Raw genomic sequence first — 15,897 nt, forward strand, 5'->3', positions numbered from 1 at the left:
ATGACCCAAGTACTGGACCAGCCGGTGAAGCCGGCGCCGCTCGTCACCGGAGCGGAGCGCACCGCCCGCCGCCGGGCGCTGCTGGAGTGGATCGCGGTCCACTCGCTCGGTGTCGCCGCCGCGCTGTTCTTCACGCTGCCGTTCGTGTTCGTGGTTCTGACCTCGCTGATGAGCGACAGCCAGGCCCTCAGCCGGGACCTGATCCCGCACACCTGGGAGTGGGGCAACTACCGGAAGGTCTTCGACACGCCCGGCTTCCTCACCTGGTGGAAGAACACCCTGATCTACGCCGGTCTCGGCACCCTGCTGACCGTGGTGTCCTCGATCCCGGTGGCGTACGCGCTCGCCAAGTTCCGCTTCCGGGGCCGCAACCTGTCGCTCATGCTGGTGATCTCGATGATGATGCTGCCCCCGCAGGTGGTCGTCATCCCGATGTACCTCTTCTGGGCGAAACAGCTCGACCTGTCGGGCACCCTGTGGCCGCTGATCGTCCCGATGGCGTTCGGGGACGCGTTCTCCATCTTCCTGCTGCGCCAGTTCCTGATGACGATCCCCAACGAGTACCTGGACGCGGCGAAGGTGGACGGCTGCGGCGACCTGCGCACCCTGCTGCGGGTCGTCCTGCCCATGGCGAAGCCGGGCATCGCCGCCGTCGCCCTCTTCCAGTTCTTCTACGCCTGGAACGACTACTTCGGCCCGCAGATCTACGCCTCCGAGAACCCCGGCGCCTGGACGCTGTCCTACGGCCTGGAGTCCTTCAAGGGCGCCCACCACACCGACTGGAACCTCACCATGGCCGCCACCGTGCTGGTCATGGCCCCCGTGATCCTCGTGTTCTTCTTCGCCCAGAAGGCGTTCGTCGAGGGCGTCACCCTCACCGGAGTAAAGGGTTGAACTGGCTATGAAACTCACCGTGGTCGGCGGCGGCTCGACCTACACACCGGAACTCATCGACGGCTTCGCGCGGCTCAGGGACACCCTGCCCGTCGAGGAACTGGTCCTGGTCGACCCGGCCGAGGACCGACTGGAGCTGGTCGGCGGCCTGGCCCGGCGGATCTTCGCCAAGCAGGGCCACGGCGGCCGGATCGTCACGACGTCCGACCTGGACGCGGGAGTCGACGGCGCCGACGCCGTCCTGCTCCAGTTGCGCGTCGGCGGTCAGGCGGCCCGGCAGCAGGACGAGACCTGGCCGCTGGAGTGCGGCTGCATCGGCCAGGAGACCACCGGTGCCGGCGGCCTGGCGAAGGCCCTGCGCACCGTCCCGGTGGTCCTGGACATCGCCGAACGGGTCCGCCGGAGCAACCCGCGCGCGTGGATCATCGACTTCACCAACCCGGTCGGCATCGTCACCCGCGCCCTGCTCCAGGCCGGGCACCGGGCGGTCGGCCTGTGCAACGTGGCGATCGGCTTCCAGCGGAAGTTCGCGGCCCTGCTGGGCGCGGCCCCGGCGGATGTGCATCTGGGCCATGTGGGCCTGAACCACCTCACCTGGGAAACCGGTGTGCGTCTGGGCGGACCGGAGGGCGAGAACGTCCTGCCGAAGCTCCTGGCCGAGCACGGCGAGGCCATCGCCGACGACGTCCGCCTCCCCCGCCCCCTGCTGGACCGCCTCGGCGTCGTCCCCTCCTACTACCTGCGCTACTACTACGCGCACGACGAGGTCGTCCGGGAACTGCGCACCAAGCCGTCACGGGCGGCCGAAGTGGCGGCGATGGAACGCGAACTCCTGGCGATGTACGGCGACCCGGCCCTGGACGAGAAGCCGGCCCTGCTCGCCAAACGCGGCGGTGCCTTCTACTCGGAGGCGGCCGTGGACCTGGCGGCGGCCCTCCTGGGCGGAGGGGGCAGCCCGTACCAGGTGGTGAACGCGCTCAACAGGGGCACGCTGCCCTTCCTCCCGGACGACGCGGTGATCGAGGTGCAGGCGGCGGTCGGCCCGGCCGGCCCGGTCCCGCTTCCGGTCCCCGACCTGGACCCGCTCTTCTCCGGCCTGGTCGCGAACGTGACGGCGTACGAGGACCTGGCCCTGGAGGCGGCCCTGCGCGGCGGCCGGGACCGCGTCTTCCGCGCGCTGCTGGCACACCCCCTCATCGGCCAGTACGCGTACGCCGACGCCCTCACCGACCAGCTGATCGCACACAACCGGGAGCACCTCGCGTGGGCCTGACCGCACCCGACCCGCTGACGGTCCTCGCCATCGACGCGGGCAACAGCAAGACCGACGTGGCCGTGGTCACCGCCGCCGGGGAGGTGCTGGCCACCGCCCGCGGCGGCGGCTTCCGGCCGCCCGCGGTGGGCGTGACGGCGGCGCTGGACGCGCTGGCGGAACCGGTGGCCCGGGCGTTCGCGGACGCCGGGGTCACCTCCGTCAGCCACGTCGCGGCCTGCCTGGCCAACGCCGATCTCCCGGTGGAGGAGGAACAGTTGGCGGCCTCGCTGCACGCGCGCGCGTGGGGCGCGTCGGTGGAGGTCCGCAACGACACCTTCGCGATCCTGCGGGCGGGCGTCGCCGAGCCGCGCGGGGTGGCGGTGGTGTGCGGCGCGGGCATCAACTGCGTGGGCATGCGGCCCGACGGCCGCACCGCCCGCTTCCCGGCCATCGGCCGTATCTCCGGCGACTGGGGCGGCGGCTGGGGCCTGGCGGAGGAGGCCCTGTGGCACGCCGCCCGCGCGGAGGACGGGCGCGGCGACCCGACCTCCCTGGCCCGCACCCTGCCCGCGCACTTCGGGCTGCCCACCATGTACGCCCTCATCGAGGCGCTGCACCTGGAGCGCGTGGACCACGACCGCCGGCACGAGCTGACGCCGGTCCTGTTCGCCACGGCGGCGGACGGCGACCCGGTGGCCCGCGCGATCGTCACCCGGCTCGCGGAGGAGGTCACGGTGATGGCGACGGTCGCCCTGACCCGCCTGGACCTGCTCGACGAGGAGACCCCGGTCCTCCTCGGCGGCGGGGTCCTGACCGCCGGCCACCCCCAGCTGAACGACACCGTCCGCGCCCTCCTGGCGGCCCGCGCCCCCAAGGCCGACGTCCGCGTGGTGACGGCGAGCCCGGTGCTGGGCGCGGTCCTGCTGGGCCTGGACCGGCTGGGGGCGGACGCGGGGGCGCAGGAGCGGGCGCGGGGTCACTGGGAGGCGGGCTGATCCTGAGTCGTCCCTGGGGCGTGGCGGGGCAACAATGTGACCAGAGGTGCGGACCCGACCTCGGGAGGCGTCATGAGCACATCAGGCGAGCCAAGAGTGTCCGGTCTCGAAGTCCGGTCCATCGACTACGTCCCGCTGGACGAGCGGCACGGCAAGCTCTGGCACCTGGGCCCGCTGTGGTTCATGTCCAACGCCCAGATCGCCACCCTGGCGGTCGGGCTGGTCAGCATCACCCAGGGCGGCAACCTCGTCTGGTCGCTGCTGGCCATCGTCTCCGGCACCGTCATCGGCACCTTCTTCATGGCCTTCCACTCCGCCCAGGGGCCCCAGCTCGGGCTGCCGCAGATGATCCAGTCACGGCCCCAGTTCGGCTACGTCGGCGCGCTGCTGGTGTGGCTGTTCGCCTATGTGCAGTACGCCGGGTTCAACGTCTTCAACAGCATCCTCGCCGCCGACTCCCTGCACACCACGCTGCACGGCGGCGTCAAGCTGTGGGTCGTCGTGGTGACCGTCGTCGCGCTCGTCATCGCGCTGGTGGGCTACGACATCATCCACAAGGCCGAGCGGATCCTGACGTACACCTTCCTGGTGATCTTCGGGATCTTCACCGTGGGCGTCCTGGTCACCCTGCACTACCCGGCGGGCTCCTTCGACCTCGGCGGCTTCCGGTGGACGCCGTTCCTCGCGCAGTTCGGCGTGGTCGCGGGCTACCAGATCAGCTGGGCCATCTACGTCTCCGACTACTCCCGTTACCTTCCTCCGGACGTGACCGTCCGCAAGACCTTCTACTGGACCTACTTCGGCTCCGCGCTGGGAGGCATCTGGCTGATGGTGCTCGGGGCGCTGCTGGCGGCCTGGGCGGGCCCGAAGACCTTCCAGACGATCCCGGCGATCGACTCCGCGGGGGACAAGGTGTTCACCGGCTTCGGCGCCGTCGTGCTGCTGTTCTCGGCACTCGGCCTGGTCTCGGTGACCGCGCTGAACATGTACGGCGGCTCCCTCACGCTCATCAGCGCCATCGACTCCTTCAAACGGGTCCGGCCGACGCTCGCCGTACGGCTGCTCACCCTCGGCCTCACCGCGGCGCTCTCCCTGGTCGGCGCGCTGGCCGCGACGTCGAACTTCCTGGCGAACTTCGAGAACTTCCTGCTCCTGGTGCTCTACCTGTTCATCCCGTGGACCGCGGTGAACCTCATGGACTACTACGTGGTGCGCCGCGGGCACTACGCCATCGCCGAGATCTTCAACCCGCACGGCATCTACGGCCGCTGGGGCTGGCACGGCATCATCGCCTACCTCGTCGGCTTCGCCGCCATGGCCCCGTTCTTCTCCGTCGGCACCCTGTTCCTCGGTCCCGCCGCGAGGGCGCTGGGCGGCGCCGACATCTCCCTCTTCGTCGGCCTCCCCGTCAGCGCCCTGCTGTACTGGTGGCTGACCCGCTCGATCGACGTGGAGGCGGAGACCCGGCTGGCGGCGGCGGAGGCGGTGGCCCTGGAACAGGCCGCCCACGAGCACCGCGAGCCGTGAGGCCGTCCCCGCCGGCCCGTCGCACAGGGAACCGATCCCCCGTCACCATCGTGTTCCAGCAGGGGGGTGGTGCGTCCGCCGGTACGCGCCCCCGGGGCACGCTGCGATCCGATCAAGATCCAGTGAAGGCCGGTGCGGAATGCCGGTGCGGGCGGTGATACTGGGCGGCGTACGGATGACCATGGGGGAGGTCGAGTGACACACCCGCCGAAGAGCAGCGCGGCGCCACCGCCGGCCGGGCCCGCCGGTGTGGCCGGTGTGGCCGGCATCCCCGGCATCCCCGCTCAGCCCGGGCCGCCCGGACCCCCCGCGGCCGTCGGTCCTGGGGTGCCGCCCGCGCGCCGGACCGCCTTCGCCGAGGGTGCCGAGCGGTTGCGGGCCGCCGCGACGACCGAGCCGGGGCGGTTGCGGATCATCGGTGCCGTCCTGGCGCTGCTGGTCGTCGGGTTCGGAACGGTCACCGCCTGGCAGACCAGCGACCGCGCGGCCGCCGCCGACGACGTGCTGCACCACAGCCAGCCGCTCAGTTCCGGCGCGGCCGGCATCTACCGGTCGCTCGCCGACGCCAACACCGCTGCCTCCAGCGGGTTCCTGGCGGGCGGACAGGAGAACGCGCGGTCCAGGGACCGGTACGAGAAGGACATCCGCACCGCCGCCGACGGGCTCGTCAACGCCGCCGCCAACGCCGAGCCGGGCTCCGCGTCCGAGGAGACCATCACCGAGCTGAACCGGCTGCTGCCCGAGTACAAGGGCCTCATCGAGCGGGCCCGGACGTACAACCGGCAGGGCTATCCGGTCGGCGGCGCCTACCTGCGGTACGCCAACGAGAAGATGCAGAAGGAGATGCTCCCGGCGGCGGAGGATCTCTACACCACGGAGAACCGGCGGCTCGACGCCGACTACGCGGACGCGACGCCGTACCCGTGGATCGCCATCGGGCTCGGGCTGCTCGCGCTCGCCGCGCTCGGCTGGGCCCAGCACCGCATGTACCGGCGCACCCACCGCGTCCTCAACCACGGCCTGGTCGCCGCCAGCGCCGCGACGACCGTCGCCCTGCTGTGGCTGGTCGTGGGTCACGCCGTCGCCCGGTCGGGGCTCGACGGCTCCTACCAGCACGGCATCCGCTCGCTCAACGTCCTGCACGACGCCCGGATCGCCTCCCTGAAGGCGCGCGGCAACGAGAACCTGAGCCTGGTGGCGCGCGGCGCGGAGACCGTCACGGTCGACGGCACGACGTACGACGCCTACTACCGCGACTTCGACAAGGACATCGCCGTGCTCGGCAAGGGGCTGACCGAGGCGGCGCGGCTCGCCGACGACCAGGGGGGCACCGCACCGGTCGAGGCGGCCGAGGGCAACATGACGGTGTGGAAGCAGCGCCACTCCGCGGCCCGCGCCGAGGACGAGAACGGCAACTACCAGCAGGCGCTGGACAAGGTGATCGGCGCCAAGGGCGCGACCGCCGAGTGCTTCGACGGCGTCGACCGCAGTCTCGCCCGGGCCATCGACCATGAGCAGGCCCAGTTCCAGAAGGCGGCCGCGGACGGGCGGGACGCGATGACCGGGCTGCCGGAGGGCGCCGCCGTCCTGGCGGTGCTGGGCGCGGCCGGCGCCGTGGCCGGCATCGGCCGCAGACTTTCGGAGTACCGGTGACAGGGGGCAAGGCGATGGACCTGAGCCGTGCGCGGTCCGCCCTGCGGGGCTGGGGCGGGGTCGCCGCGATGGCGGTGCTGTGCGCGCTGGCGCTGGCGTTCGTCCTGCTGCTGCCGTGCACCCAGCGGACGCCGGACGACCCGCAGCGGGCCGGGCAGAAGGTCGCCACCGGCACCCAGGCCCGCGCCGACGGGTGCGTGGACGCCGAGGCGCACGAGCAGACACTGGCACCGTCGGACGCGGACGGTCCGACGATCGACGCGATCAAGGCACGCACGGGCGCCAAGCGGAAGCTGATCGTCGGCGTCGACCAGAACAGCTACCGCTGGGGCTACCGCAACCCCAACACCGAGGGCGCCCGGCTGGAGGGCTTCGACATCGACCTCGTCCACCGGATCGCCGAGGACATCCTCGGGGACCCGGATGCGGTGCAGTTCAAGGCCATACCGACCAACCAGCGCATCCCGGCGGTCGAGGACGGACGCGTCGACATGGTCGTGCGCACCATGACGATCACCTGTGACCGGCTGAAGCAGGTCGCGTTCTCCGCGCCCTACTTCAAGACCGGCCAGCAGGTCCTCGCCCCCAAGTCCTCACGGATCACGGGCTACGACGACTCGCTGGCCCACAAGAAGGTGTGCACGGCGGCCGGTTCGACCGCCCACGCCAAGCTGGCCGCCGACAAGAAGGACGGCCGGCTGCCCGCCACCACCGACATCTCCACCACCGTGCCGAACCAGCTCGACTGCCTGGTCCGGCTGCAACTCGGCGAAGTGGACGCGGTGGTGACCGACGGCGCGCTCGCCGCCAGCCAGGCCGCGCAGGACCCGACCGTCGCACTGAAGGGCGAGCCGTTCACGACCGAGTACTACGGCGTGGCGATGAAGAAGGACGCCGACGATCTGGTACGCCGGGTCAACCGCGTTCTGGTGGACTACCGCGCACACGGCTGGCAGACGTCGTACGACGACTGGCTGTCGGCGACACTGGGCAAGGACTCGGCCGCGTCGAAGCCGCCCGCGCCGCAGTACCGGCGCAGCAGTTGAGCCGTACCCGACCGGAACAGACAGCAAGCGAGAGGTGATCGATGGGCGTCACGGACCCCGCCGGGCCGGTGATGGACCGGGACGAGGTGGACCGTGCGCTGGCGCGGCTCGGCCAGGAGCACGAGGCGATCGAGACCTCGCTGCTGGCCCTGCAGGACCACGCGGGCCGCAGACTCCTCGAAGGCGCGGAGCTGACCGGTGCCACCAAGGAGCGCTGGCAGGCCACGGAGGAGCGGATCACCCGGCTGTGGGCGTACTTCGACGCCTACACGGCCGCGCTGCGCGGCGCCCGCGAGATCCGCTCCCGGCGCCGCTGGTCCAGCCGGGAGGACCTCGCGGAGCTGACCGGGCTGCTGCGCGGCGAGTCCGTGACCGTCCCCGGCGGCGGGAACGGCAGGCTGAGCGAGACGTTCTCGCTGTCCGCGCTGGTGGACCGGATGAACGAGCTGTACGCGACGAGCCTGGACATGATCGTCGCCGCCGACGCGGTCTGGTCGGCGCTCCCCGCGCGGATCGATTTACTCGCCGCGGAACTCCAGCGCACCCGGCAGCTCGCGCACTCCGTCGGGGTGCGCCCCGGCGAGCACCCGGCCGGTGACGACCTGGAACGGATCACGCGCACGCTGACCAGACTGCGCGAGGACGTCGTCTCCGACCCGCTCGCCTTCTGGGTGCCGGCCGAGGGCAGTTCGGCGCCCGGCGGCGGACGCCCGGACACGACGGTGTACGACCGTGAGGCGCGCGCCCTGGAGGACGTGCGCCGGGAGATCGACGCCGTGCTGACCGTCCGCCAGGACGCGGAGGCGCGGCTGATCCGCCTGCGGGACGTGCTCTCGCGCGCGGACCGCACCCTGGCGGAGGCGCGTACCGCGCGCGGCGAGGTGCTGGCGAAGATCGCCGCGACCGAGGTGCCGGTGGTGAGCGGTCCGCCGACCGCGCTCCAGGAGCAGCTGGCGACCGCGGCCGAGTACCGCCGCCAGGCCCAGTGGCACCGGCTCTCCCCGCTGCTGGAGGCGCTGGAGGAGAAGGCGGAGGACGAACTGCTGCGCGCCCGCGAGTCGTTGACCGCGGTGACCGCGCCGCTCGCGGTCCGTGCCGAGCTGCGCGGCCGGCTCGACGCGTACAAGGCGAAGGTCGCCCGGCACGGCCTCGCGGAGGACCCGCTGCTGGTCGAGCGGTACGACGCGGCCCGCCGCATGCTGTGGAGCGCGCCCTGCGACCTGCGCGTGGCGGAACAGGCCGTGCTGCGCTACCAGCAGGCGGCGGCGGAACTGCTCGGCAGCGCGAGCGCGCCGCGGGACCGTGAGGGGGACGAGTCATGAGTCAGCCGGTGCAGGCCTGCCAGCGGCCGGGCTGCGAGGGGACGTACGAGGACGTCGGCGGCGGCGAGCTGTACTGCGACACGTGCGGTCTCGCGCCGGTCGTCTCGGCGAGAGGCATGGTGGGCTCGCCGCCCACCGGGGTCGCCCGGGGGGCGGCCGACAGCGGCAGTTCCCGCAGCTCGCGCAGCTCGCGTACGTCCTCGCAGTCGTCGAGGTCGCGCCGCTCGGTGTCCGGGCGGCTGTCCCGGTCGCTGTCGGGGAAGCCCACGGGCCGCTCGGTGTCGGTGCGCAGCTCCGGCTCGTCGTCCGGGGCCTCCTCGCGGGGGCGGCTCGGCGCCGGGCTGGTCTCGGTGCCGCAGGTGCCGCGGCCCGACCCGCGCGCGATGGTGCTGGAGAACCCGGAGGTGCCGGAGCGGAAGCGGTTCTGCTCGCGGTCGGACTGCGGGGCGCCGGTCGGCCGGGCCCGGGGCGACCGGCCGGGCCGCACGGAAGGTTTCTGCACCAAGTGCGGGCACCCGTACTCCTTCGTGCCCAAGCTGAGGGCCGGGGACATCGTGCACGGCCAGTACGAGGTGGCGGGCTGCCTGGCGCACGGCGGGCTCGGCTGGATCTACCTGGCCGTGGACCGGGCCGTCTCCGACCGGTGGGTGGTGCTCAAGGGCCTGCTGGACACCGGCGACCAGGACGCGATGGCCGCGGCGATCTCCGAGCGGCGGTTCCTCGCGGAGATCGAGCACGCCAACATCGTGCGGATCTACAACTTCGTGGAGCACCTGGACCAGCGCACCGGCTCCCTCGACGGCTACATCGTCATGGAGTACGTCGGCGGCAAGTCCCTGAAGGAGATCGCCAACGCCCGCCGGACGCCCGACGGCCGCCGCGACCCGCTGCCGGTGGAGCAGGCGTGCGCGTACGGCATCGAGGCGCTGGAGGCGCTCGGCCATCTGCACAGCCGGAACCTGCTGTACTGCGACTTCAAGGTCGACAACGCCATCCAGACCGAGGACCAGCTCAAGCTGATCGACATGGGCGCGGTCCGCCGGATGGACGACGTCGAGTCGGCGATCTACGGCACGGTGGGCTACCAGGCGCCGGAGGTCGCCGAGTCCGGCCCGTCCGTGGCCAGCGACCTCTACACGGTGGCCCGCACGCTCGCCGTGCTGGCCTTCGACTTCCAGGGCTACACCAACGTCTACGTCGACTCCCTGCCCGACCCCGACACCATCGAGGTCTTCCGCCGTTACGAGTCCTTCTACCGGCTCCTGGTGCGCGCCACCGACCCCGACCCGGGCCGCCGGTTCGCCTCCGCGCAGGAGATGGCCGAGCAGCTGACGGGTGTGCTGCGCGAGGTCGTCTCGCTCCAGACCGGGCGGGCACGGCCCGCGCTGTCGACGCTGTTCGGGCCCGAGACGAAGGTCACGGACACGGAGTTGTTCCCCCGGCTGCACGGCGACGTGTCCCGGCTGGGCGCCCGGCCGCTGCGGAAGGCTCACGCCACCGCACCGCCGCCCCCGCCGGCCCTGGTCAGGCCCGTCGACACGCCGGCCGCCGCGCTCGCCCTGCCCGTCCCGCTCGTCGATCCGAACGACCCCAACGCAGGTTTCCTGGCGGGCCTGCTGGCCTCGGCGCCGGCCGAGCTGATGAGCGTGCTGGCGGCGGCGCCCACGCAGACCGAGGAGACCCGGCTCCGGCAGATCCGCGCCCGGCTGGAGAGCGGTGACCACCAGGGCTCGCTGATGAGTCTGGCCAAGCTGGACGAGGAACGGCCCGACGACTGGCGGGTGGTGTGGTACCGGGGCGTGGCCGCGCTGGTCACCGGCGACTTCGAGCACGCCGCGCTCGCCTTCGACGCGATCTACGACGCCTTTCCCGGCGAGGCCGCGCCCAAGCTGGCGCTCGGCCTGTGCGCGGAGGTGCTGGGCCAGCTGGACAACGCGGGCGAGTACTACCGCCTGGTGTGGACGACCGACCCGAGTTTCGTGAGCGCCGCGTTCGGGCTGGCCCGGGTGCAGCTCGCGGCCGGGGACCGGCGGGGCGCGGTGACGACGCTGGAGTCGGTGCCGGAGGCCTCCATCCACTACACGGCCGCCCGGGTCGCCGCCGTCCGGGCCCGGCTGAGACAGCGCACGGCGAGCGCGGGTGACGTACCGTTCCTGGACGACCTGACGGCCGCCGCCGGTCAGGTCGAGGCACTCCAGGCGTACGGCCTGGACCCGGCGCGGCGCGAGCTGTTGTCGGCGGAGGTGCTCGGCTGTGCGCTGGACTGGATACTCTCCGGGGGCCAGGGCACCGGGCCCGCCGCCGGAGGCCGGGTGCTGCTGGGCAGCGGTCTGGACGAGCGGGGCCTCCGCTTCGGCCTGGAGCGCGCCTACCGCACGCTGGCCCGGCTGGCGCCCGGCGGCGAGGAGAGGATCGAGCTGGTGGAACGGGCCAACCGTTACCGCCCCCGGACGTGGGTGTAGTCGATGTCGCAGATGCCCCAGCAGGCCGCACTGGCGAAGTGCCCGAGCTGCGCGGAGCCGGTGGAGCCGGGTGACCTGTTCTGCGGAGCGTGCGGATACGACCTTTCGTCGGTGCCCGCGCCGCCGCAGGACCACCCGACGCTCACCATGACGGGCCCCGCCGGGCCCGGGGACGGCACGGCGTGGCCCACCCCCGAACCACCCGGCCCCACGGCCTCACCGGCACCCCACCTGCCGACGGACCTGCCGGGCACCGACTCGGGCGGCACACCGCTGTCCGGTGAGGGACCCGACCCCGCCTCCGCGGCCGCACCTCCGCCGGGACAGGAGTTCGGGCCCGCCACGGGCGGCGTGCCGTCGGCGGCGGGTGAGGGCGGCTCCGGCCCGGGCGGCACGCCGCCGCCCCCGCACGGGAACGGCCCCGTCCCCGGTGGTGCGCAGCAGGGCGGGCAGGAGGCCGACGCTGAGCACTCCTCCGGCTCCGGGGTGCGGTTCGACCGGCCGGACGAGCCCGACGAGTACCCGTTGCAGGCGCCGGACCCGCGGCTGGCCTCCGCACCGGCCGATCCGGCGCAGCTCTGCGTGGCCTGCCGGGCGGGCCGGGTGGACAGCGACGGCTACTGCGAGAACTGCGGGCACGCCCAGCCGCGCGAACGCGACCACGTGGAGCGGGAGTCGGGGCCGGTCGCCGCCGTCAGCGACCGCGGCCTGCGCCACCACCGCAACGAGGACGCCTTCGCCGTCGGCCACACCACGCTGCCCGACGGCACGCCGGCCGCGCTGGCGATCGTCTGCGACGGCGTGTCGTCCGCGACCCGCCCCGACGACGCCTCCCTGGCCGCCTCCCAGGCGGCCGGCGACACGCTGCTGACCGCGCTGCCGCGCGGCACCCACCCGCAGGCGGCGATGCACGAGGCGATCGTCGCCGCCGCGCAGGCCGTCAACGCGCTGGCCGAGGAGCCCGCCACCGCGCGCGAGCACGCCCCGCACCAGAACGCGCCGGCCTGCACGATCGTCGGCGCGGTGGTCACCCCGGGGCTGCTGGTCGTCGGCTGGGTCGGCGACAGCCGCGTCTACTGGGTGCCCACCGACCGCACGGCCCCGCCCGCCCGGCTGACCGAGGACGACTCCTGGGCCGCCCAGATGGTCGCCGCCGGCCTGATGAGCGAGGCCGAGGCGTACGCCGACGCGCGTGCCCACGCCATCACCGGCTGGCTCGGCGCGGACGCCTACGAACTCGAGCCGCACACCGCGTCGTTCAAGCCGGACCGGCCCGGCGCCGTGGTGGTGTGCACCGACGGACTGTGGAACTACGCCGAGACGGCCGAGGAGATGTCCGAGGTCGTCCCGCCGGACGCGGCGGACCGCCCGCTGCACAGCGCGCGGGTGCTGGTCGGTCACGCCCTGGACGGCGGGGGCCACGACAACGTAACAGTGGCGGTCCTGCCGTTCCCGGTGCCGTCGCAGGGGGCAGGATCGGCCTGAGGGCCGTATCCGACGGGGGAACGGCACGGGGAAGCCGCGGCGGACCGGAGGGGACCGGTCCGCTCACAGTCGTCGCCTCGCGTCGGCGAGGTGTCCGAGGGGGATGTGAGCGAGCATGGCCAATTTCGCGAAGTCGAACGTGCCACGGTTCTCGGTGGACGTCTACCAGAACGAGTACCTGCCCGAGGGCGGCAGCGAGGTCAACGCCATCGTCACGGTGACCGCGACCGGCGGCGGCACCGTAGGCGGCGCGGTCACCGCGCCGGTCCACGCGCCGGGCGGGCGGCCGTCCGCCGCCGTGGCGATCATGGTCGACTGCTCGGGTTCCATGGACTACCCGCCGACCAAGATGCGCAATGCCAGGGACGCCACGGCCGCCGCGATCGACACCCTGCGCGACGGCACCCGCTTCGCGGTGATCGGCGGCACGCACGTGGCCAAGGAGGTCTATCCGGGCGGCGGGCGGCTCGCGGTCGCCGACGCCACCACCCGCGAGCAGGCCAAGCAGGCACTGCGCCGGCTGAGCGCGGGCGGCGGTACGGCCATCGGCACCTGGCTGCGGCTCGCCGACCGGCTGCTGTCCGCGGCGGACGTGACCATCCGGCACGGCATCCTGCTCACCGACGGCCGCAACGAACACGAGTCGGCGGAGGACCTGCGGGCCACGCTGGACGCCTGCGCCGGCCGGTTCACCTGTGACGCGCGGGGCGTGGGCACCGACTGGGAAGTGAAAGAAGTCACAGGGATCGCCTCGGCGCTGCTCGGCACCGCCGACATCGTCGCCGACCCGGCCGGACTGGCCGCCGACTTCACGCGGATGATGGAGACGACGATGGGCAAGGAGGTCGCCGACGTCTCCCTGCGGGTGTGGACGCCGGTCGGCACGACCATCCGGTTCGTGAAGCAAGTCGCCCCCGCCGTCGAGGACTTGACCGGTCGTCGTACCGAGGCCGGGCCGCGCGCCGGGGACTACCCGACCGGGTCCTGGGGCGACGAGTCCCGCGACTACCACCTGTGCGTGACGGTCCCGCCGGCCGGGCTCGGCCAGGAGATGCTCGCCGCGCGGGTCTCCCTGGTGATCCCGCAACCGGACGGAACCGCCCAAAGTCTCGGCGCGCAGGGCCTCGTACGGGCGGTCTGGACCGACGACATGACCGCCTCCACCGCGCTCAACCCCCAAGTCGCCCACTACACCGGGCAGGCCGAACTGGCGCAAGCCATCCAGAAGGGCCTCGACCTTCGCAAAGCGGGAGATTTCGATGGAGCAACCGCCAAACTGGGGCGCGCGGTTCAGCTCGCGAACGCCTCGGGGAACGCGGATACTGCGAAACTGCTTGCGAAGGTGGTGGACGTGGTCGACGCCGTGACAGGTACTGTGCGGTTGAAGACGAGGGTCGCGGAGGCGGACGAGATGACTCTGGAGACCCGGTCCACCAAGACTGTTCGTGTGAAGAAGTGACCCTCGGAAGCGTAGGAGAAGGGGAAGCACCGACATGCCGACCTGCCCGAACGGACACCAGTCGGGTTCCGACGACTGGTGCGAGGTCTGCGGTCACCGCATGGCCGGTGCCGTACCTCCGCCCCCTCCGCCGCCCCCGGGCGGTTACGGTTTCCCGCCCCCGCAGGGCGGCCCGGCCGGCGCCCGCCCGCAGCAGGGCGCCGGGTCCGACCCGGAGCCGGAGCTGTGCCCGCAGTGCCGTACGCCCCGCGAGGGCGGCGCGCCCTTCTGCGAGGAGTGCCGGTGGAACTTCCTGACCAACACGGCGACCTCCTACACCCCGGCCGCCCCGCGCCCGTCGCAGCCTCGGTTCCAGCCGCCGAGCTCGACGTACGGCGGGGGTGACGGGTACGAGTACCAGGGCTCGCGGCCCTCTCAGGTGAACCGGCCCGCCGAGCCGATCCCGTCCTTCCACAGCGAGCCGTCGGGCCCGACGCCGTTCGGCGGCGACCGCGGCCCGTCCGGTCCGCCGACCTCCCCCGGCCCCTCGGGCCCGCCCGCCTTCGGCGGCGGCAGCCAGCGCCCGTCAGGGCCGCCGCAGGGCTTCGGCCAGGGGCCGGGTCAGGGTGGTCAGGGCCAGGGCGGTCCGGGGCAGGGCCCGGGGGCCGGCGGCCCGTCCGGTCCCGGTGGTTTCGGTGGCCGGGGCACGGTGCCGGGCCAGGGCTCGGGTGGCCCGGGTTCCGGCGGCCCGTCCGGCTTCGGTGGCGGTCCCGGGCAGGGACCGGGTTCCGGTGGTCCGGGTTCCGGTGGTCCGGGTTCCGGTGGTCCGTCGGGATTCGGCGGCGGTCCGGGGCAGGGGCCGGGTGCCGACGGCCCGTCCGGGTCGTCCGGGTTCGGCCGCGGTCCGGGGCAGGGTCCCGGTGGCCCCGGCGGCCCGTCCGGCTTCGGCGGCGGCCAGGGTCCCGGTGGCCCCGGCGGCCCGGGATCCGGTGGCCCGTCCGGTTTCGGTGGCGGTCCGGGGCAGGGTCAGGGTCCGGGTCCGGGTTCCCAGGGCTCCTCCCCCTTCGGGCGCGAGCGCTCCCGTCCGGGTGGTCCCACTCCGCCCGGCCCCTCCGGCTTCGGCGGTGACCCCTCGCGTCAGGTGCCGCCGCCCGGCGGTCCCGGCGGTGCCCCGCAGGCGTTCCAGCAGTCCGGTGCGTCGGCTCCGCCCGCGTTCCCGGGCCAGACCCGCCGGCCCCCGGCCGCCGACGACGACTGGGTGATCTCCCCGCCGGCGTCCACCGGCCCCGGCGGTCAGGGCGGCGCCTACGGCTACCCGCAGTCCGGGGGCACCCAGACCCCGCCGGGACCGGGCGGACCGGGCGGCTTCCCCCAGGCGCCGCAGGCACCGCACGCGCCGCAGGCCCCCCAGCCGACCACCTGGACCGCGACCATCGGCCCGGACCGCGAGTACTTCATGGCGATGATGCAGCGCTCCGGACCCGAGGCCGCGGGTCTGAACCTGCCCGCGTACTCGCCCGAGCAGCAGCGCACGCTGACCGGGAACCAGGTCACCATCGGCCGCCGCCGGCACTCCACCGGCGACACCCCCGACATCGACCTGTCGGTGCCGCCGGAGGACCCGGGTGTCTCGCACCAGCACGCGGTGCTGGTGCAGCAGCCGGACGGCAGCTGGGCGGTCGTCGACCAGAACTCGACGAACGGCACCACGGTCAACATGTCGGAGGAGCCCATCCAGCCGTTCGTACCGGTCCCGCTCCAGGACGGCGACCGGGTGCACGTGGGCGCCTGGACGACGATCACCGTCCGCCGGGGCTGAC

The 15,897-nt window shown here is 73.4% G+C and carries 11 protein-coding genes; all 11 read left to right on the top strand.

Translation table 11 applies throughout. The annotated features are described in order from the left end of the window. Window positions 1-894 (top strand): carbohydrate ABC transporter permease, encoded by an 894-nt coding sequence (locus OO52_RS24420; protein WP_030648837.1) that lies wholly within the window; start codon window positions 1-3, stop codon window positions 892-894. 7 nt (window positions 895-901) lie between these two features. Next, entirely contained in the window at window positions 902-2,167 is a 1,266-nt protein-coding gene (locus OO52_RS24425; protein WP_030648840.1) for a 6-phospho-beta-glucosidase, read from the top strand. Then, window positions 2,158-3,144 carry an N-acetylglucosamine kinase gene (locus OO52_RS24430; RefSeq protein ID WP_030648844.1) on the top strand — a complete coding sequence of 329 codons (987 nt, stop codon included), beginning with the start codon at window positions 2,158-2,160 and terminating at the stop codon, window positions 3,142-3,144. Before OO52_RS24425 ends, OO52_RS24430 begins: the two co-directional genes overlap by 10 nt. 72 nt (window positions 3,145-3,216) lie before the next feature. Next, a complete protein-coding gene (locus OO52_RS24435; protein WP_199819951.1) occupies window positions 3,217-4,671 on the top strand; it encodes a purine-cytosine permease family protein in 1,455 nt (484 codons plus the stop codon). A gap of 195 nt (window positions 4,672-4,866) precedes the next feature. Next, complete coding sequence (locus tag OO52_RS24440) at window positions 4,867-6,324, top strand: hypothetical protein (RefSeq protein WP_420711411.1); 1,458 nt, start codon at window positions 4,867-4,869, stop codon at window positions 6,322-6,324. Window positions 6,325-6,338: 14 nt separating this feature from the next. Next, on the top strand, window positions 6,339-7,370 hold the full coding sequence (locus OO52_RS24445) for a glutamate ABC transporter substrate-binding protein (protein ID WP_030648851.1): 1,032 nt from the start codon (window positions 6,339-6,341) through the stop codon (window positions 7,368-7,370). A gap of 41 nt (window positions 7,371-7,411) precedes the next feature. Beyond that, on the top strand, window positions 7,412-8,692 hold the full coding sequence (locus OO52_RS24450; RefSeq protein ID WP_030648854.1) for a hypothetical protein: 1,281 nt from the start codon (window positions 7,412-7,414) through the stop codon (window positions 8,690-8,692). Continuing rightward, window positions 8,689-11,154, top strand: coding sequence for a serine/threonine-protein kinase (locus OO52_RS24460; protein ID WP_063738813.1), 2,466 nt, complete (start codon window positions 8,689-8,691; stop codon window positions 11,152-11,154). Before OO52_RS24450 ends, OO52_RS24460 begins: the two co-directional genes overlap by 4 nt. A 3-nt stretch (window positions 11,155-11,157) precedes the next feature. Beyond that, entirely contained in the window at window positions 11,158-12,639 is a 1,482-nt protein-coding gene (locus tag OO52_RS24465; protein ID WP_030648867.1) for a PP2C family serine/threonine-protein phosphatase, read from the top strand. Window positions 12,640-12,754: 115 nt separating this feature from the next. Further along, a complete protein-coding gene (locus tag OO52_RS24470) occupies window positions 12,755-14,098 on the top strand; it encodes a VWA domain-containing protein (RefSeq protein WP_030648870.1) in 1,344 nt (447 codons plus the stop codon). Window positions 14,099-14,132: 34 nt separating this feature from the next. Beyond that, window positions 14,133-15,896 (top strand): FHA domain-containing protein, encoded by a 1,764-nt coding sequence (locus tag OO52_RS24475; protein WP_030648873.1) that lies wholly within the window; start codon window positions 14,133-14,135, stop codon window positions 15,894-15,896. Window position 15,897: the final 1 nt, after the last annotated feature.

This window comes from Streptomyces flaveolus, assembly GCF_000716535.1.
Lineage (GTDB): Bacteria > Actinomycetota > Actinomycetes > Streptomycetales > Streptomycetaceae > Streptomyces > Streptomyces flaveolus_A.

What these genes read in the sequence shown, in the direction of transcription:
- OO52_RS24420 (WP_030648837.1), top strand. Translation starts at nt 1, where the DNA reads ATGACCCAAGTACTGGACCAGCCGGTGAAGCCGGCGCCGCTCGTCACC.
- OO52_RS24425 (WP_030648840.1), top strand. Translation starts at nt 902, where the DNA reads ATGAAACTCACCGTGGTCGGCGGCGGCTCGACCTACACACCGGAACTC.
- OO52_RS24460 (WP_063738813.1), top strand. Translation starts at nt 8,689, where the DNA reads ATGAGTCAGCCGGTGCAGGCCTGCCAGCGGCCGGGCTGCGAGGGGACG.
- OO52_RS24450 (WP_030648854.1), top strand. Translation starts at nt 7,412, where the DNA reads ATGGGCGTCACGGACCCCGCCGGGCCGGTGATGGACCGGGACGAGGTG.
- OO52_RS24445 (WP_030648851.1), top strand. Translation starts at nt 6,339, where the DNA reads ATGGACCTGAGCCGTGCGCGGTCCGCCCTGCGGGGCTGGGGCGGGGTC.
- OO52_RS24475 (WP_030648873.1), top strand. Translation starts at nt 14,133, where the DNA reads ATGCCGACCTGCCCGAACGGACACCAGTCGGGTTCCGACGACTGGTGC.
- OO52_RS24465 (WP_030648867.1), top strand. Translation starts at nt 11,158, where the DNA reads ATGTCGCAGATGCCCCAGCAGGCCGCACTGGCGAAGTGCCCGAGCTGC.
- OO52_RS24470 (WP_030648870.1), top strand. Translation starts at nt 12,755, where the DNA reads ATGGCCAATTTCGCGAAGTCGAACGTGCCACGGTTCTCGGTGGACGTC.
- OO52_RS24435 (WP_199819951.1), top strand. Translation starts at nt 3,217, where the DNA reads ATGAGCACATCAGGCGAGCCAAGAGTGTCCGGTCTCGAAGTCCGGTCC.